The sequence below is a fragment of the Labilithrix luteola genome, assembly GCF_001263205.1.
GTDB lineage: Bacteria > Myxococcota_A > Polyangia > Polyangiales > Polyangiaceae > Labilithrix > Labilithrix luteola.
On the sequence record NZ_CP012333.1, the window covers coordinates 2884668 to 2903674 of the forward strand.

Annotated in this window: 10 protein-coding genes; 1 reads left to right on the forward strand and 9 read right to left on the reverse strand. The window is 67.5% G+C overall.

Features of this window, described 5'->3' with window-relative positions:
* Window positions 1-18: 18 nt before the first annotated feature.
* From AKJ09_RS13090 to AKJ09_RS13105, 4 genes are all read right to left on the reverse strand, one after another.
* Window positions 19-516 carry a hypothetical protein gene (locus AKJ09_RS13090; RefSeq protein ID WP_146647533.1) on the reverse strand — a complete coding sequence of 166 codons (498 nt, stop codon included), beginning with the start codon at window positions 514-516 and terminating at the stop codon, window positions 19-21.
* Between the two features lie 132 nt (window positions 517-648).
* Window positions 649-4650, reverse strand: coding sequence for a serine/threonine-protein kinase (locus AKJ09_RS13095; protein WP_146647534.1), 4002 nt, complete (start codon window positions 4648-4650; stop codon window positions 649-651).
* A 209-nt stretch (window positions 4651-4859) separates the two neighbouring features.
* Complete coding sequence (locus AKJ09_RS13100; protein ID WP_205633696.1) at window positions 4860-7337, reverse strand: CehA/McbA family metallohydrolase; 2478 nt, start codon at window positions 7335-7337, stop codon at window positions 4860-4862.
* Window positions 7338-7446: 109 nt separating this feature from the next.
* A complete protein-coding gene (locus AKJ09_RS13105; RefSeq protein ID WP_146647536.1) occupies window positions 7447-7962 on the reverse strand; it encodes a hypothetical protein in 516 nt (171 codons plus the stop codon).
* Between the two features lie 78 nt (window positions 7963-8040).
* On the opposite strand from AKJ09_RS13105, the gene AKJ09_RS13110 reads away from it, so the two are divergent.
* Entirely contained in the window at window positions 8041-11793 is a 3753-nt protein-coding gene (locus AKJ09_RS13110; protein WP_146647537.1) for a serine/threonine-protein kinase, read from the forward strand.
* Between the two features lie 3 nt (window positions 11794-11796).
* On the opposite strand, the gene AKJ09_RS13115 is transcribed toward AKJ09_RS13110, so the two are convergent.
* The 5 genes from AKJ09_RS13115 to AKJ09_RS13135 form a co-directional block, all read right to left on the reverse strand.
* The gene (locus AKJ09_RS13115; protein ID WP_146647538.1) at window positions 11797-12696 is read right to left on the reverse strand and encodes a sigma factor-like helix-turn-helix DNA-binding protein; all 900 of its coding nucleotides are present in this window, start codon (window positions 12694-12696) and stop codon (window positions 11797-11799) included.
* Window positions 12697-12746: 50 nt separating this feature from the next.
* Window positions 12747-13709 carry a tetratricopeptide repeat protein gene (locus tag AKJ09_RS13120; protein ID WP_146647539.1) on the reverse strand — a complete coding sequence of 321 codons (963 nt, stop codon included), beginning with the start codon at window positions 13707-13709 and terminating at the stop codon, window positions 12747-12749.
* Between the two features lie 22 nt (window positions 13710-13731).
* Window positions 13732-15177, reverse strand: coding sequence for a serine/threonine-protein kinase (locus AKJ09_RS13125; RefSeq protein ID WP_146647540.1), 1446 nt, complete (start codon window positions 15175-15177; stop codon window positions 13732-13734).
* Between the two features lie 62 nt (window positions 15178-15239).
* Window positions 15240-16166, reverse strand: coding sequence for a cyclic nucleotide-binding domain-containing protein (locus AKJ09_RS13130; protein ID WP_146647541.1), 927 nt, complete (start codon window positions 16164-16166; stop codon window positions 15240-15242).
* The gene (locus AKJ09_RS13135) at window positions 16159-18921 is read right to left on the reverse strand and encodes an MFS transporter (protein WP_146647542.1); all 2763 of its coding nucleotides are present in this window, start codon (window positions 18919-18921) and stop codon (window positions 16159-16161) included. The genes AKJ09_RS13130 and AKJ09_RS13135 overlap by 8 nt, the downstream gene beginning before the upstream one ends.
* Window positions 18922-19007: the final 86 nt, after the last annotated feature.

The following is a 19007-nucleotide window of genomic DNA, read 5'->3' on the forward strand; positions in this document are numbered from 1 at the left end:
GGCACATACGACAGCCTCTCAGGGTCGCCGTTCATGGCGGTTGGACAGCTCTGTTCGGGGCACGAGGAAGGCCGTCTCGTCACCCAGGATCGCGAGCGCCTCGTCGTACGAAAACGCGGAGCGAACGCGCTCGAGATGGGCGGCGCTGAACACCGGAATGCCTCGCTCGTCGTCGTGCTCGGCGAGAAAGGAAGCGTCATCGTCGGACAGACGCCAGGCGAGTTCGTCGAGATCAGTGGGGATCGTCGTGACGATGATCGCACTTCCGTCGGCGAGCTCCTCGACCCTCCCGAACGTATCGGTCCGAGCTTCGAGGCGCGTCCGACGACGAACGAGAACGCACGCGCGGTCGAACTGCGCGGCTCCGCCTTGGACGATGGGGCTCACCATGCGTCCTAGCAATCCGGGCGCCTCGGGCGCGTCGTGTGACGCGAGTTTCTGGAGACGCGCGACGAAGTCCGTCGCGATGGCCGCTTGCTCCTCGCAGGACAGCGGCTCGTCCTCGTAGTCGTCCATGGTCCCCTCCCCCGCCTCGTGGATAACCGATGAGCCACGAAAAATCTGCGCGCACGATCACGATCACGAACGATCGTTGCGACCTGCGACGAACCTCCTCGCGTGTTTGCGGCACACCGCCGTGACCACGACTCAGTGCCGCGGCGGATGCGACGATGACGCACCCAGCGAGCGGAGCGCCGTTCCACAGTCGTCGACGACGAGCCGGTTGCCCGCCGCGCGCGCGAGCTCACGAAGTCGTTGGTACTCGAGGCGAGCGCCATCGAGATCGCCTCGATGCGCAAGGAGCTTCGCGCGCAACGAACGTCCGCCGAGCACGTCCCAGGTGAACTCGTTCGACTCCGCGTACCGGATGCCCTGGAGCAGGATGCGGTCGGCTTCTTGGTCGCCCGCGAGCCCATCGAGGTACGCGAGGAACATGCGGTTGTAGCTTCCGAGGCGCTCGTAACCGAACTCGTCGGAGAGCGCGAGCGACTGCTTGATGGCGCCGTATGCGCGCGCGTAGTCCTCGAGGTGGACGAGGATGTCGCCGAGGTTGTGCAGGTTGATGGCCACCTCGAAGCTCAGACCGAGCTCGCGCGACAGGTCGATCGCGCGCTCGCAGTTGAGCGCCGCGACGCGAAAGTCTCGTGCGAAGTAGTCAATCAACGTTCGCAGCTTGTGACGTTCGCAGACGAAGACCGGATCGTCCGGCACGAGCGCCTTCGCGCGCTCGAAGTGCTGGATGGCCGCAGCGTGATCGCCCATCGCCGCGTTCGTCTGCGCGAGACTCGCGAGGAGCTTGTGTTCCTGCCCCTTGTCGCCGCCCGTGAAGGCCATCGTGCGCAGGCGCTCGAGATGGGCCAGCGAGCGCTTGAAGTCTCCCTGGCGCCCGAGCAGCTCCACGGCAGCAACGATCGTCGACTTCACGAGCTCGCTACGGCCCTCGCCGATGGTCTCTGCGGCCGTGAACTGCGCGCGCGCCGCGTCGAAGAGACTGAGCGATCCGAGAATGCGCCCGGCGTCGATGCGCACCCGCACGCGGAGCTCGAAGGCTTCGGGGGCGGAGGAGTCGCGCGTCTTGTCGTCGACGTGAGCGATGATGCGTTCGCAGGTCTCCATCGCCTCGGGCAACGCTCGTACGAGACACACCGCCTTGGCGAGGCCCGCCAGCCAGCCCGCCGTCTCTCGAGCCGAGCGCTCGCCGAGCTGCGAGAGCTCGATCGCGCGCGCGAAATCACGCGCAGCGGCCTCGAGCTGGCCCGTCTCGAGCCGAAGGGCGGCGCTCTTCGCGAACCAAGTGCCGGCGCGGTCTCCCTCACCGGACGAATAGAGGTGCATCGCGACGCGCGCCGCATGCTCGACAGCCTGATCGCCGCCGCTCTTCTCGAGCGCCATTCCAGCGGCCGCATGCATCTCGCGCGCAGCTTCGGCGGGAAGCGCATCGACCACGACTTCGCGCACGATGGGCGACGTGAAGCGCAGCTCGAGAGGCCCGGTATAGACCAGGAAACCGTGCGCCGTGAGCTCACTCAACGAGCGCTCCAGAACCGCCAGATCGAGCGAGGTCATGCTCGCGAGAACCGGCGCGGAGGCAGGCTCACCGAGCACCGCCGCGGCCTGCAAGATGCCTCGGTCCGCCGCTTCGAGGCGCGCGATGCGCGAAGCCACGAGGCCGCGTAGCGTCTTCGGAAGCGAGAGATCCTGGCCGAGGAGCTTCATGCTCACCACGGCCTGATCGGCCACGGTCACCGCGCGCGCTTCGACGAGCGCCTTCACCACCTCTTCGATCATCTGCGGATGGCCACCGGCCCGGTCGCGCACGAATCGAACGAGCTCGTAAGGAACGCGCTCGACGCCGAGCCGCACCGCCACGAGCCGCTCGGCGTCGTCTTCGCGGAGATCGGCGAGCTCGAGAAGGTGCCCGGACTTCGGGCCGTACGTGTGCTCGAGCGGATGGGAGAACCCCGCGCGCGTAGCGAGCACGAAGAGCGCACGCGACTGAGGAACGCGCTCGAGAACGGCCTCGAGGACGGAATAGCTGTCGGCGTCCATGCAGTGGGCGGCGTCCCACGCGAAGGCATGAGGGCGATCTTCGCAGAGGCGCTGGACGGTTCGCGCGAACGCATTGAGCAGCGACGCGCGGGCATTTCCCGACGTTGCGCTGCCTGCTGCGCCGAGCGCGGAGAGCACGGCCGCGACCTCGTCGTCGTGGAGGCCGAGCGCTCGAAGTCGGGGCACGACCTGACGAATGCGCGACTCGGAGTCACCCTCGACCACGCCACAAAGTGACTGCAGCATGCACTGAATGCCGGAGAGCGGAAGGCCGGTGCCGCGAGGGAGGCACGTGGCGAGATGCCAGCCCACGTTGTAACCGCCCTTGCGAAGTCGCCGTTCGACCTCGAAGAGCAGGCGTGTCTTGCCGATGCCGTGATCACCGCGAATCGTGAGCACGGTCGCGCGACGGCGGGTGGCGAGGGCGAGCACTTCACCGAACGCACGGAGCTCGTCGCGCCGACCGACGAAGCGCCCGAACGCCTCCGACGCACCACGAACCTCCTTCACGAGGAAGGTGGTCGACGCAGAGAGCCCCGGAACGCCTCCTTCGCCGAGCGTGTCGAAGACGAAGAGGTTCCGGACCTGGCGCATGGCGGTGACGCTGATCGCGCACATGCCTTCGCGAGCGCGGGCCAAGGCGCGCGCGGTGGTGAGCAGCGTGGAGAGGCGCTCGTCTTCGGTGGGCTCGCCCGTGCTCGAGACGTGGATGCGCCCAACGTGGAGACCGGCGCTCGGGAGCGAAGGGCCCGTCAACGACCGAAGGACGACGAGGGCACAGCGCGTGGCGACTTCGGTGTCGCGCCCGTCGGGGTCGTCGACGCCGAAGACCGCGGTGATCTGCTCCGGGTCCTGCGAGACGATCCGGCCGCCGTGTCGCGCGATGGTCTCGAGCGCGCGCTCGGCGAGCGAAGGCCCTTCCGACACGGCACGTGAACCGGGCAGCTCGATGGCGAGCGCGGTGACCTCGCGGCGCTCGCCCATGCCCGCCGCGCGCTCCATGTCGAGCGCGGGCCGCATCGTTTCGACCTTGGTGATCGACGGATAGCTCCGGCGCGAGAGCGGAATCTCGACCGGCGTGCGTTCCTGCGAGGGCATGCCCTCGGCATCGAGTACGACGCGAGGCCCCGTCTCGTCGGGCGCGCGGAAGCGCGAGAGGAAGGCGGCGAGGTCGTGGGCGCTGAACCTTCGACCCTGCGAGTACAGGAAGGCGAGCAGCGCCTCGTACATGCGCCCGGCGTCGGCGAAGCGATCTTCGATTTTCGGCGCGAGCGCGGTCTTGAGGAGAGCGACGAGCTCCGCGGGAACGTCGGGGCGGAGCAATTCCACCGGCGGATACTCGCTCGCCGACACGCGGCGGAGCGTCTCGAACGTGGTGGGTGCGCTGAACGGGTTCACGCCCGCGAGCATTTCGTAGAGCACCGCGCCGAGCGAGAAGAGATCGCTCCGCGCGTCGACGCCCTCGCCGGTGGCGTGCTCGGGGCTCATGTACCCGAACTTGCCCTGCAGCTGACGAGCGCGCGTGTCTTCCATGCCGCTCGGCTCGATCACGCCGCGCGCCTTGGCGATGCCGAAGTCGGTGACCTTCACCTCGCCTTCGAGCGAGAGAAGGACGTTCTGCGGCGAGACGTCGAGGTGGACGATGTTGAGCGGAAGATTCTGTTCGTCGCGACGGCGGTGCGCGTGGTCGAGGCCCTTCGCCACTTCGGCGGCGACGTAGACGGCCATCTCGATGGGGATCTGGACCTGGGCGCGGCGGCAGCGCGAGAGAGCCGTGGCGAGGTCGAGCCCGCTCACGTACTCCATCGCCATGTAATAGGCGTCAGCCGGTGAGGGAACGCCCTCCGCGGAGGCCGCAGGCGCGAGACCGAGATCGAAGACCTGGACGATGTTCGCGTGCGAGAGGCGCACGGCGAGCTTCGCTTCGTGGATGAACATCTCCACGAACTCCGCGCTCGCGGCGAGCTCCGGAAGGATCCGCTTGATGACGACGACCTTCTCGAAGCCTTCGACGCCGTAGCTCTTCGCCTTGAACACCTCGGCCATGCCGCCTTGGCCAAGGCGTTCGAGCAGCCGATAGCGCCCGAAGGTCGTGTTCACTCAGCCCCCCAAAATTCGCTCTGCAAGATGCGCCAACGCCCCTGCGTCCAGACGACGATAGCGGGTTCGACGAGCGGTTCGGCGACCACCTCGCCGGCACGTTCCGGTCGTGCGGCGATGCTCCTCACGTGGAGACGACAACTTAGCATGCCTGTCTCCGTTCCGAAGGCCTCGCGTCGGGCGCACATGCATCGAAACACGCGATGGCCTCATCGGCTCAGCCAGATCGGATTCGTGAAAGCGAGCGGCTGAATCACCATGAAAGGCAGTGCGTCGTCGAGAGGACGATCACCGCGAACGACTGCGATGATCCACCGCGTTCCTTCAGGAACAGTGACACTCAATTCCGTCTCGAACCGAATCGTGCGCTGAGCGGCTTCCTCGAGCGTTCCCTCTTCCTTGCCGAGACGCGTCGGACGCGACGGAATCGCCGACTTGAAGACGACCTTCGTGCTCCCAGGAGCGGTGCCGGGCACATTGCCAGGCGGATTGCCTGACGCGACGGGCAAAGCGCCGAGGGTGGGACTAGGTACGCCCGCCACCAGCTCCACGGAGGTGACGTCGACCCACGGCGCTGCGCGCACACGAAGCTTCCCCGTGAGAGGTCCTCGCGGCGTCGGCAGATCGTCGCCGGGCTTTCCATTCTTGCCTTCCGAGACGACGTCGAACTCGATCATCGGCCCGGTCGAGACGAAGCTGTGTCCCTTCTTGAGCGCCGCGACGACTTCGCGTGTGTCGACAGGCAGGCCTGTATCGCCCGCGGCCTTCGGATCGACCATCGCGAACGTGCGCGGGTAACCCGCCCACTGGTACTGGATGCGATGCGAATCGCTGCTGCCCGTCGCGGCGTAGCGCTTGCCGAGGTTCAGGAGCGCGTACCAGTCCTCCATCACGCGTTCGACCTGCGCGCGATTGGCGGATTCGTAACCGTTGTAGACCTCGATCGTGTCGAAGTCGGTCCGCATGCTGGAAGGAATTCGTCCGGTCTTCGGATCGAAGCCCACGATTCCGAAGTAACCGATGCCCATCTGCATGCGCGGGTGATTGACCTGCACGATGCGATTGGGATCGCCACGATGCCCGGCGGTGAAGATCGCGCCGGCCGTGGTTCCCTTGAACGGCGGGACCCCTGCGCCGAGCGGATACGGGAACACGCCGAAGTGCCCGAACCGCGGATTGTACGTGGTCACCTCGACGCCCGTGACGTGCGCGAGCTGCCTGTTTCCGATGCGGAGGAGATCGGTTGCAGGCCCGTAGTCGCCGACGATGTTGTGCTCGCTTGGAACGGCGAAGTCGACGCCGGCCGACACGAGCGAGAGGACGCGGTCTTCGGTGGTGACGGGCGTGTCGAAGCTCGGTCGCGCGTGGACGTGCAGATCGCAACCGACGATCCCGGGCGTGGGAACCACATGGCGAAGCGCGAGGTCGACGTGCTTCGTGTGACCGCTCGTGATCTCGATCGACTCGGCGTCGATGCTCCATTCCATGCCGTGCGTGGCGGAGACGCGGTAGCGGCCGGCGGGCAGCGGCGTTGTGACTTCGCCGTCGAGCATGTCCATGAGCGGTCCGGCGCCGGACGCGCGGTAGTCGGGGCCGAAGCTCGGATCGATCGTGCCCTCGATGCCCTTCACGAGGAGGCGCGAGACGAGGGGCTGGCCCGTGTCGCCATCGATCACGCGCACGGATAGCTCTCCTCCGGCGGAGACGTCGAGCTTGAGCTCCCAGGGCGTGCCGGGAGGAAAGCGAATCGGTGCGCTCGTGGCGGCCGTTTCGAGCGCCGCGTACCACTGCGTGGCCGTCTTCGGGGCCTCGATGACGAAGCGTCCTTGACCGTCGACCATCGCGCGGATCATCGGATGGCCGTCGTCGCCGCGCGCGAAGACGTGCGCGCGCTCGTGCGTGCCGGTCACGATGCCCGTGACCTTGGCGGTCTCGCTACGGAGAAGCTTGTAGAGGCGTCCCCAGATGGCCTGGCTCGACGCGCCGACGAGGATGCCGAAATCGAGACGCGCGGTCTTGGGCACGGCACCCGCGAGGCGCGCCGGCGCCGTCTCCGTTCGTGCGGTGACGACGAGGCGAGGTCGAGCCCCTGCCTGATCGAGGTCCGGTGCCTGCGACGCGATCGTCATCGCGCCCTGGGTGGAGACGAGCGCGAACGCATGTGCGTCGTCGTCGATCACGACCGAGCTCGCGTCGACCGTACCGAGGTCGGAGAGCGTGCCGACGCCGGGAACGAAGACCGAACGGCTCTCCGGGGCGAGGCCCACGCGCAGCGCATAGGTGTGCGTCGCGCTTCCCGAGTCGGGTGTGATGGCGAGGCCCGCGGAGAGCAGATCGGAGCTCGGGTCGAGCTTGAGCTCGAGCAATCCGGTCGCGTGCTCCTCGCCGATCTCGACGGGGAAGGAGACGGCGAGCGTGCTCTTGTCGCGCAGCTGCACGTCACTCCGGCGCATCGCGATCGGTCGCTCCACGCCGTCGACCACGAGCGACATTTCGAGATCGAGTTGTCCGTGACCATCGGAGGTCGACGCGACGATGCGACCGGAGGCTGGAAAGAACGCGAAGCGCGCGAGCTTGCCGCCGAGCTCGGTCACCTCGCCCGCGCGCGCGACGACGGGCACGACGCGCCGTCCTCGCTGGGCCCCGAACGCGAGCGCGAACGCAATCAGCGCCGCCACGATGGCCACGCCGAAGACGTCACGGGGTCGATGCGATGGTCGCGCGAGCAAGGCGGGGCCGGGGTCGTATCAAACCAAAAACAGGCCGGTTTCGCATGGCAAACGTGGAGCTGCGCGCCTACCTCTCGGCACGTGGGGCCGACCCGAGCGCTTCGACGAAAGAGCCTGGATTTTCCGGCGTAAGAAGCAGGGGACGGCCTTCACGAAGCTCGACGATGACGAGCGGGTCGAGTCGCGAAATCCACATCGAGAAGGTCACCTGGGAGGTCTGGAGCAAACCGAACCCGCCCCAGAGCCCTCCCGCGCCGATGCGGACGCCCCAGCCGTACGTCCGCCGGAACTCGTCATGAGACAAGACGCGTGCCCGGACGATCGCCTCGCGAGGGATCACACGCGAACGAGCGGGCCAGACGATCCGAAGGTCGCTCTCACCGACCGCGAAGTAGGTTGGGCGGAAGACGAACCACACGCTGGCGTAAAGGAGCGCGACGAAGACGAACGCTCCCCCGAGGACCGAACCGATCGGCGGACGCGCGACGAGCGCGGCACCGAGCATGCATAGCGGAACGCCGAAGAGCCCCCAGGTCAGGAGGCGCAGGCCGGACGACATCGGCGCGAGCGCGAAGCGGGTCACGTTGGTTCGACCATAAGGACGGCGTCCTCCGGCTGCAAAGAATGACTATGCGGATGCTAGGCTCTCGCCTGCGGGCGGATGGAGCCATCGGGGCGGGTCAACGAAACGGCTGCGCTGCAACTCGGCGGCGATCGCTTCTTGCTCCAGCGGATCCTCGGCCGCGGCGCGATGGGCATCGTCTACGCCGCATACGACCAGAAGCGGCGCATGCCCGTCGCTCTGAAGATGCTGCGGATGGTCGACCCCATCTCGCTCTTCCAGTTCAAGAACGAGTTTCGCGCCCTCAGCGACATCACGCATCCGAACCTCGTCACGCTCTACGAGCTGCTCTCCGAGGGCAACCTGCTCTACTTCACGATGGAGCTCGTCACGGGCGTCGATCTCCTGCGCTTCGTGAGGCCGCTCGTGGACGGCGACATCTCGTCGAATGCCCGAACGCTTCCGCTCGACCACGAGACGCTCACGAACGTCCATCGCAAGGCGCCGAGCGGCGTGACGAACCGCGGCGAGCTCGACATCGAACGATTGCGCATCGCGCTCCCCCACGTCGTGCACGGCGTGATGGCGCTGCACACCGCCGGCAAGCTCCATCGCGACATCAAACCTTCGAACATCCTGGTGCCCGAAGACGGGCGCGCACGCCTTTGCGACTTCGGGCTCGTGGCGTCGCTCGGGAGTCAGAGCACCGCGGGGGGTGAAGGCAGTCCGCTCGTCGGAACCGTCGCATACATGTCGCCCGAACAAGCGGCGTGTGGAACGTTGACCGAAGCGAGCGATTGGTACTCCGTCGGCGCAACCCTCTATCGAACGCTCACCGGCGTCACGCCCTACCCGGGCGACAATCTCGAGGTCCTCAGCCGCAAGCAGCACGAAGATCCTCGGCCTCCCTCGCGCGTCGATCCCGAGGTTCCATCCGATCTCGAAGAGCTCTGCGTCGACCTCCTGAGCCGCGATCCCGCGAAGCGACCGACGGGTGAACAGGTGCTCGCGCGGCTTGCCGGGCACAAGCGCACGATCGCGCGACCGGCTGCTCGTGTGCACGTGGACCCGGCGTTCGTCGGACGGCGCAGCGACCTCGATGCGCTCGACGAGGCGCTCGGCGCCGTGCGGGCAGGAACCCCCGTGGTCATGCTCGTGCGAGGCCGTTCGGGCATGGGCAAGAGCACGCTCGTCCGGCACTTCCTCGACCAGGCGACGGCAAGCGGAGCCGTGGCGCTCGCCGGTCGCTGCTACGAGCGCGAGTCAGTGCCGTTCAAGGGCCTCGACAGCCTCGTCGATGCGCTCGCCAATCATCTCGGCGACGTCTTGCGCGATCGCGTGGACGATACGGTGGCGCGCAACATGGTCCGCGTGGCGCGTCTCTTCCCGGTGATGCGCGCCATCGCCGACAACCATGCGCGCGGGCCGGGCGTCGTCGATGGCCAGAGCCCTCAGGAGCTCCGAAACCGTGGCTTCGCCGCGCTGCGCGGGCTCCTCCGATGGCTCGGAGAACGTGCGACGCTCATTCTCCATCTCGACGACTTGCAGCGCGGCGACGCCGACAGCCTGGCCCTCCTCGCCGAGATCCTGCGGCCCCCCGAGGCGCCGCGCATGCTCCTCGTAGCGAGCTATCGCAGCGAAGACGAAGCCTCGAGCGAGCTGCTGCGCGAGCTCGCATCGCGGAGAAAACGCGGCGAGCTCGGCGACGTGCGAGACCTCACGGTGGATGCACTCTCCGACGGCGACGCGCGCGAGCTGGCAGCGGAGCTCCTCGGAACGGCGCCCGGCGATTCCCTCGTCGCGCACGTGGCGGCCGAGTCGGGCGGCAGCCCGTTCTTCCTCCAGGAGCTCGCACGGTACTTCGAGACGCGCACGCTCGAGAGCCGGTCGGGGCCCATCCTCCTCGACACCGTCCTGCGGTCGCGCCTCCAGGAGCTGCCCGCGCCGGCACGCGCGCTGCTCTCGGTCGTGTCGGTCGCGGGCCAGCCGCTCGAGCGACGCATCCTCGAAGATGCCGCGCCGGTCGGAACGGCCGAGGAACAGAACTTCGCGCTCCTCCGCTCCGAGCGGTTCGTTCGCAGCAAGGCAGCAGGCGAGCTCGAGGAGTTCGAGCCTTACCACGATCGCATCCGCGAAGCGGCCGTTGCCCTCCTCGAGCCCGACGAGCTCAAGACCCAGCATTTGCGGTTCGCCGTGGCCCTCTCCGCGTCGGACCGCAGCGACCTCGACGCGCCGGTCGAACACTGGCTCGGGGCCGGCGACCACGAGCGCGCCGCCAAGGCCGCACGTGCCGCGGCCGAACAAGCCGAACGGGGCCTCGCCTTCGAGCGCGCCGCGCGCCTCTTCGCCCTCGCCCTCGAGCACGGCACGTGGGAGCCGGAAGACGAGCGGCGACTGCGCATCACCCTCGGTGACGCACTCGTCAACGCAGGGCGCGTGGTGCTCGCCTCCGAGGAATACCTTCGTGCAGCCAAGGGAGCCCCCGATGGCGTCGCGCTCGATCTCAAGCGGCGCGCAGCCGTGCACCTTCTTCGGAGCGCGCGCGTCGACGAAGGGCTCGTTCTCATGCGCGAGGTCCTCGCTGCCGTGGGCATGAGCCTTCCTTCGTCGCCGAGCCGCGCGCTCACCACGCTGCTTCTGCGACGCGCGCAGCTACGTTTACGCGGCCTCGACTTCCGCGAGCGCAAAGAGAGCGACGTCTCCGCCGACGTGCTGGCACGCATCGATACGTGCTGGACCGCATCGACCGGCCTCTGCCTCGTCGACCCGATTCGCGGCTCGGCCTTCCAAACCAAGCACTTGCTCATGGCGCTCCAGGCGGGCGAGCCCTCGCGCGTTGCGGCCGGACTCGGAATCGAAGCCGGTTACATGGCGACCTTCGCCGATCCGTGGGCCGCGGCGCGCGAGAAGCACCTGCTCGAGACCGCACGCGATCTCTCCGAGCGTCTCGGCCAGCCGCACGCCATCGCCGTCTCGCTCACCACCGCGGGCATCGCGGCCTTCATGCGCGGGCAATGCAAGCGCGGTCACGAGCTCTTCGTACGCGGCGAACGGATCTTCCGCGACGAATGCACAGGCGTCGCCTGGGAGCTCGCCGCGGCAACGCTCTTCGGCATCCAGTGCCTCTACAGCCTCGGAGAGATCGCGGAGCTCGTTCGCAACGTGCCCACGCGGCTTCGTGAAGCCGAAGAACGCGGCGACGTGTATCTCGCCGGCAGCTTGCGCACGTGGCGTTCGCACGTCGTCTGGCTCGCGACGGACAAGCCCGAGGAAGGGCGCGCCCAGCTCGAAGAAGCGCGGCGCATGCTTCCTCAAGAAGGCTTCTACCTGCAGCGGTACTTCGACGTCGACACGGCGGTCAACATCGAGCTCTATCTCGGGCGCGGAGTGGCGGCGCATGCCATCGTGCAGGACGCCTGGGCCGGCATGAAGAAGGCCTTCCTGCTGCAGGTCCAGAACATGCGGATCGAGACGACCGCCCTGCGCGCGCGAACCGCCATCGCCGCGGCGAAGGAAGGTCACGACGCGACGGCACGACTGAACGAGGCCGAAGCCGATGCGAAGCGGCTCGAACGCGAACGCACGCCCACCTCGCTTCCGTATGCGCTCTCGATTCAGGCTTCGGTGCGATTCCTGCGGGGCCAGCGCGCCGAGGCCTTCACGACCTACGAGCGCGCGGTCGAGGAGTTCGAGCGAGCCTCGATGAAGATGCACGCGGCGGCGGCGCGTATTCGCCTCGGCACGGTTCGCCGAGGGCAACGCGACGCCGAGCTCGTAGCCAACGCCGAGAAGACGCTGCGTCGGGAATCGATTCGCAGGCCCGACCGCATCGCGGCCATGCTCGTGCCGTGACGTTCAGTGCGCGTCTTGCACTTCGCGGAAGTAACGCTCGAGCGTCACGTTGACGGTGCTCTCGATGAGGCGCAGAACGCTCTCGAGCTCCGCGTTCGTGACGTGAAGGCGTGTGGCGAGGCTCTTGCGGAGCGCCACGACCAGCCGCTGGCGCGCACTCGCCACCCATCGCGCAGCCGTCGCGCCGTGAACGCCGTAGACCGCGCCGATCTCCACGACGGTGGCGTCGCGCACGTAGGCATGTCGCAGCACGCTCCGCTCGCGCGGAGTCAGCGACTCGACGGCGAGGCGGAACGCTTCCTTGAACTCCGCGCCGTACTGCGCCTTGAAGCGATCGAGCTCGATGTCGACCCCCGCTCCGAGCTTGTCGAAGAACGCCTCGTCGACGGGCCGCTCGCGTTGGACCTTCTCGACGACGTCCGAGAGCATGCGCGCAGCCACGACGCGAACCCAACCGCGTACGTCACCGCGACCGGCGAACTTGAGGATCTTCGGCCCGCCGTCTTCGCTCTTCGCAAACAGCTTCTGGCGGAGCATCTGACGCGCATCCTCGTGGCTCACGCGCTCGCGAAACGATGGCCACAGCGCATCGAGCTCGCCGAAGTAGCGTTGCTCGAAGAGGCGGATGGCAGTGTTGTCTCCCCGCGCACACGCGCATGCGCCGTAGAGATCGGAGAAGCGCAGCTCGGCGATCGCCTGCGGCAAGGGACAATCGGTTCGCACGTAGCCGGCAACGTGGGCCAGAACCTCGACGTCGCCGACGACCACCGGTGACCATGCTGCGCGCGCCTCTCGCAAGAGTGCGCTCAGCTGCAGTCCGAGATCGGTAATCCCCCTCGCCTCGACCTGTTGCGCCTCGGGCAGCGCGCGGGTGAACGCGTCGCGAAGGAGACCGAGGTCCATGCTTGAAACTTTACTTGGCTTCGAGCCCCGAGGCACTCGACGGTGTCCGATCAGCGGAAGGTCCGGGTGAGCGAGATGCCCGCCGTGCCGGCGCTTACCATGGGCGACACGTCGGTCCAGCCCTGTGTGAAGGCGGGCTTGGTGGCGGCACCGTGACGAAGGAACAGATAGGTCGCGAGGCCCACCCCCACCACGCCCACGCCGAAGCCCAGCGTGCTCACGACGGTAAGGGTTTTGCCGGTGCTCGCCCGCTCGACGTCCTCGGAGGATGTGCACTCGTGGTTCGGACAGTTGTCCCGCACTTTTCCGGCCAAGCCGAGCGCGAGGAGCCCCGAGACGGTTCCGACGGCAAGACCGGTTCCGCCGATCGCGAGCGACGTCCACGCGGCGGCACGCGAGGGCGTCGCGACGGGCGTGACCCGAGCGTCGGACTTCGCGTCGAGCTCGCGAGCAGGGAGCAGATCGCCGGGCTGGATCGCGACGTCCAACGTCGCCCCTTCGGCGACCTGAACGGAATAGCTGCGGTCTTGCCGTCCCGAGGCGTGGACCACGACGGTGCGCGCCCCCGGATTGACGGGAAGCGGAACGTCGAGAGCCGCATCACCGAGCTGCACGCCGTCCAGCTCGACGCTGAGCGGACCGCCGGACGGAACGAGACGTACGTGCGGAACACGCGGCTGGAGCTTGGCGATGCGCCCCCGAGCGTAGGCGTTCCGATCGTCGTTCTTCGCCATCGCATCGAGCGCGTGCTGGAAGTTGGCGAGCGCATCGGCCACGCGGCCGCGATGCTCCTCGCAATCGGCGAGATTGAGCATGGTGCCGACCGCGGGCAGGAGCCGGAGGCTCTCCGAAAACCGCGAACAAGCCTGGTCGTAGTTGCCCTTCGCCATGTCCTCGCGGCCCTGACGAAAGAGCGCGCCGGCCGGGGCCGACGTGTCCGCGCCGTAGGCGGGCGTCGTGAGGGCGAGCGCGATGGCAAGCGCTGCGCCGGAGGTCAGAGAAACGCGATTCAAAGGCGAAGACAACGTAGCGGACTCAATACTGTCGCGACAGAGGGTCGCCCGAAGCCGGAGGGCCTGACCGGCTGGCAGGGCGCGACGACGGCTTCCGACGAGGGACGCTCGAGGGTGAGGCGCTCGACGTGGTCGGCGGAGCGGGTGCCGACAAGGTCGGAAACGCCGGGGGAAGGTCGCCGGCTCGTGTGTCCGACGCGGCGCTCGTCGCCGTCTTCGACGCTTCCGTGACCGATGCGGCCGCCGTGGGCCGCGCTCCAGACGAAACGAAGTGGAGCGTCAGCCCCGACAGGACCACGACCGCGAACGACGCGACGGCCAGCGGCCACACACTCCGTTTGCGGCGCGAAGACACCGTGGTGACGACGGCCGACGCGAAGCTCCCCGGCAGCGGCGTCGCTCGCGTCGGCGTCACTTCCGGAACGTTCGCAGCCAGCTCGTCGAGCAGCGCCTGCATCGACGAGAACCGCCCTTGGGGCGCAGGCGACAGACCACGGCGGATCGCGACCTTCACAGCGTCGGGAATGCCGAAGGCTCGTTCGAGCACGTCGGACGGTCGATCTTCCGGCGGGCGCTCGCCGAGGAGCGACTCGTGGAGCGTGACGCAGAAACTGTACTGATCGCTTCGCTCGTCCGCCTCCGCGCCCAACCTCACTTCGGGCGCCATGTAGCCGGGCGTTCCGGCTGCACCGCCTCCATCCGGCGAACGAATGCCGCCAATGCTGGGCGTCGCGCTCGTGAGGCCGAAGTCGGCGACGAGCACGCGACCGTCGCGCGACACGAGCACGTTGTCCGGCTTGAAATCACGATGAACGAGGCCGGCCTTGTGCGCCGCGACGAGACCACTGCCTGCGTGGAGCACGGCCTTCAAGATCTCACCGGGCTCGTGCCTGTGACTTCGCAGCCAGTGGCGTAGCGTTCCGCCGTCGACGAAATCCATGACGAGAAACACATGACCGTCGTGCGAGCCGACGTCGTGCACGGCGAGCACGTTCGGATGGGAAATCCGCGCCATCGTGCGCGCCTCGCGCATCAACGTGCGCTGCGCATGGCGCGCCTGCTCGTCTTCCCCCGAACGTCCGCGTAGAAGTTTGATCGCAACTTTACGGTCGAGCTTCGGATCGTACGCGGCGTAGACCACGCCCATGCCGCCGGTCCCGAGCGGTGCGAGCACGACGTAACGCCCGATCTGGGTCGGAGGGGCCTCCTCCCCCGTCTCTTTCCGTTGCGGGGCATAAGGATCGAGCGGCGCCCGCGACATGATCTCGGTGATGTCCATCGAGTGCGGAACGCCGGTGAGCGGCGGCTCGACCGGATACGCGCGGGCGAGCGCCATCATGAGATCCGCACACGTCGCGCACTCGTCGAGGTGCTCGGTGATGCGCTCGGTCGCGTCGGGATCACGCGCACCCGGATTGAACCGTCCTGCGAGGTGCGCGGACAGCTCGTTTTCGTCCAGGCAGCGCATGCGGTCCCTCTGCAATTTATCGAGCGGAGCCGCGGTGTCCAGCCGGGGGCCGGCCGAGGACTTCAGACCTCGTCTTGAGAGACCTGCCGATTCAGCAACCGTTCGCGCTCCTCCGCGGTGGCCGCGATCGCGGCACGGGCGAGGTCGAACTGGTCTTCCATGACGTCGAAATAGTCCTCGATGGAAATCGAGAGCACCGCGCTCGGTACGAGGGCCTTCGCCTCATAATCCCCCTGCGAGCCGAGCGCTTCGACGCCGCGAACCACCTGACCGGTCCGGAATGTTCCGGTCAGCTCCGGCTCGGCGCGTGTCACCTCGATTTCACCCGACACGACCACGAAGACGCGGCCGCCTCGATCGTCCGACAGGGGAAACGGCTCACCCGCATCGAGTCGACGCTCGTCGGCGAGCTCCGCGATGGTCGCGAGCGCCTGCGACCCGGCGCGACGACAGAGGTCGACCTTGCGCAGAAGCAGAATGCGCCCGACGAGGTCGAGCCTCTCGCCGAGCGGAACGATCTCGCCCGTCGGCGGATCGAAGCCGCCAAGCGGTGGCTTGCGGGTTCGGAGCGTGTCGACCCCCGCGGCGGTGAGGCGAATGGCTCGCTCGGCGAACTCGAAGATGTCTTCGAGGAGCGAGAGCCATTCCTCTGCAGGCATGGCGAGCAAGTGCGTGCGCTTGACGGCGACGGCGTTACGAGCACGCGGGCGATTGAGCCCGACGTCGATCGTGCCGATGAGCGAACGCTCGCGGAAGGTCCACGTGGGTGTTCCCGGCGCCGTGAGGGCGACCTCGCCGCTCACGACGAAGTAGTGGCGCTCGGGCTTCTCTCCGATGCGATAGATGCTCTCGCCCTCGGCCACGTACACGTCTTCCATCTTCGTCGCGATGCGCTGCATCACGGGGCCCAGGGTCTTCGGGCTCTGAAAAAGAAGCGAGGAGAGGAAGAGCTCGCGGACGACCTGCGGGGTGGGTTCGCGATCAGGCACGATTCGGCCTCAGGTTCGGTTGCGGTTCGGGGAAAATGCGTTCGGCGATTCCGAGCAGCGACGGGCGCCGCCCTTGTGCGCCCGCCGTATCGCGCAGCTCGCCCTTGCCGAGCGAAGCCGCATGGTACGCAGCGAGCGCCGCGAGCGGGCGATCGTGATCGTCGATGAGCGCGGCGAGCGCTTGGTCGTGATCGCGAATGAGCCCCGGAACGAGCTCCGCGGCTCGATCGACACGCACTTCGTCGTTCGCGTCGTCGACGACCACGCGCAACAGCGCGCGAAGGGCTTCCTGATCACGACGCGCGAGCAGCGCATCGAGGAACTCGCTGGCGTTCGCGCGCGCATGCCGATCCGAAGACAGTGCCGCGGTGTGCACGCTCTGGATGTCTTCCTGCGGGTGCGCGAGCTTGAGAAGGCGGAACGCACGCTCCATCGACTGGCGAAGCTTGTCGTCGAGAAGACCGAAGAGCAGCGATGCACCGTCGATGGCGATGACCTGCTTCGGATCCCGTGACGACGCGAGGGCCACGTGCTGCGCGAGGAGCCTCAAGTACTCCTCGAGGTTGCGACGCGCCTCCTTTTCGACACCCACACGGTCGATCTTCACGTCGAAGTGCGCCGTCAGCTGGCCCAGTGCGCGAATGAGCTTGAAGCGAACGGCTCCGTCTTTCTCCACGGCGAGGCCGTCGACGAGGATGTCGGCCGCGCGCTGCGTGCCGAAGCGGGAGATCGTGCGCGGGACGTGCAAGCGCACCGAACGATCCGTGGTCGGGTCGTCGAGCGCCGCCGAGAGCGCCGTGAGAGCACGGTCACCGATGGCGACGAGTGCTTCACGAATCGCGTCGCGCCCTGCCCGCTTGCCGAGGTGCGCGACGAAGATGGGAACGAACTGCGGCTCCTTCAGCTTCGCGACCGCCGTGGCCATGAGCTCCATCGCCTCCGCATCGGCACAAATCTCGGGCCGCTTCGTCATCGCGAGGAGCAGCGACGTCGCGCGAGTATCGGGTGCGTCGGACACGGCCGCGAGGAGACCGAGGCGCGTGGCCAGACCGAACTGCCCGGGAACCTCGAGAACCGCCCGTATCAGTGGGTGCTCGAGGAGGTCGGTCTGGGCCTCCTGGATGGCCACGTGGAACGCCGCGTACGCGTGCACGCGCGAGTTCGCGTCGTCAACCGCACGGCGGAGCGGCTCGAGGCGTCCGTGCTTGGCGAGCGCGCGCACCGTCGCGATGCGAACGTCTTCGCTCGGATTCTGGAGCAGTCGCTCCGCCAGCGCATACCAGTCCTTGCGCTTCGAAGCTCCGAAGAGCTCGAGCGCGTGAATCAAGACGCTGGAGTCGTCATGGTAGAGGACGAGCGCCGGAATGAGCTTCGTGTGGTGATGGATCTGGAGGACGTCCATCGCCGCGATGACCGTGGCGGGATCCGCGCTGGCCATCGACTCGACGATCAATTCGGCCGAGCGCAAGTCGAGCTCGCCGACGCCTGCGCGAGCATCGAGCGATCCCTTCGTGAGGGCACGCCGGAACAGATCGAGGTACCGCGAACGCAGCGTGATGGCGGTCCCGAGCCACAGGGCGCTGAGCCCCGCGATGATGGCAGCGAGAATGCGCGCCGACGCCAGGCCCTGCATTGCCAGGTAGTAGAGGACGACGGCCGTGAGGGCCTGCACCACCTTCGAGAGCACGCCGTCGACGAAGCTCTTGCCGCGCTCGCGCACTTCCTTCGGAAGCGGCAGGTAGAGAAGCTCCGTGGCCACGCGATTGAGCGAGTAGCGGAGGCCGCCGTCGATGCCTTTGAGGCCCAACACGATGAGGAACACGCCGCTCCCCAGCAGCGCGCTCAGGCCACCGCCGAGGAGCAAGAACGGCATGAAGCCGACGGCGCCGATGACGCCGAAGCGCCGGATCATGCGGCTCGCGAGAACGAGCTGCACGACGAGCGAGAGCCCGTTCATCAGCGCGTAGTACCGGGCGAAGAAGTCACCCATCGAGGCGGCGGGGACCATGCGCGCCACCGTCGATTTGAAGAGGTAGTCGACGACGAGAACGGCGGCCGTCGACACGGCGACGAGTCCGGCGATGCGCGCGAGAAACGGATTCTCTCGGAACAGCTGATAGCGCCGTTCGCGTTCGCGGCGCGCCGCTTCGCCCGTTGGCTGCGGAGCCACGCGTTCGGCCGGCGCCAGGGTGAGAACGAGCGCCGTGAGAATGAACAATCCCGACGCGACGAGAAGCAGCGACGTCACCGGCAAGACCTGCAAGAGCAGGGCGGCGACACTCGCTCCCACGACGCCGCCCACGACACCGCCCGAGGCGATCGGTCCGAACAGACGACGCCCTTGGGCAACGGTGAACACCTGAGCCGCGAGCATCCAGAACTGAGGCGTCAAGAGAGCGCCTACCAGTCCACAGAAGAGGTAGAGCGCCATCGCCATGCGAGGCGTCGGCGCCTGGAAGTGGAGGAGCGTGGTCACGTAGGCCGCGACGACCAGCGTGCAGATCAACGCGTTACGCCGCCCAATCCGGTCGGCGAACCAGGTGCTCCCGTAGGCCACGACGAAGGTGAGGCCGGCCAGGATCACGTAAACGATGTTCAGGTCACGAGGAGGGAGCTTCGTGAGGAAGAGTGCGTCGCGCGCGGTTTCGAGCGTCGTATGCGCGCTGATGATCAAGAAGAGGACGCTGAACGAAAGGACGACCGACCGTTTTTCGCCGGGTCGAAGGTCCAAGAAGCGCCACACGAATCCGAGCATGGGTTTCGTCGTCTAGAGATGCGCCGAGCGCGCCGAATGGAGGGCCAAGTCGACGGCCAAGTCGAGAGAAGAGTGGATGCGAAGTG

Bases quoted from the DNA above. Each gene is read 5' to 3' on its own strand.
- AKJ09_RS13135 (WP_146647542.1), bottom strand. From the start codon at position 18,921: ATGCTCGGATTCGTGTGGCGCTTCTTGGACCTTCGACCCGGCGAAAAA.
- AKJ09_RS13125 (WP_146647540.1), bottom strand. From the start codon at position 15,177: ATGCGCTGCCTGGACGAAAACGAGCTGTCCGCGCACCTCGCAGGACGG.
- AKJ09_RS13110 (WP_146647537.1), top strand. From the start codon at position 8,041: ATGGAGCCATCGGGGCGGGTCAACGAAACGGCTGCGCTGCAACTCGGC.
- AKJ09_RS13090 (WP_146647533.1), bottom strand. From the start codon at position 516: ATGGACGACTACGAGGACGAGCCGCTGTCCTGCGAGGAGCAAGCGGCC.
- AKJ09_RS13115 (WP_146647538.1), bottom strand. From the start codon at position 12,696: ATGGACCTCGGTCTCCTTCGCGACGCGTTCACCCGCGCGCTGCCCGAG.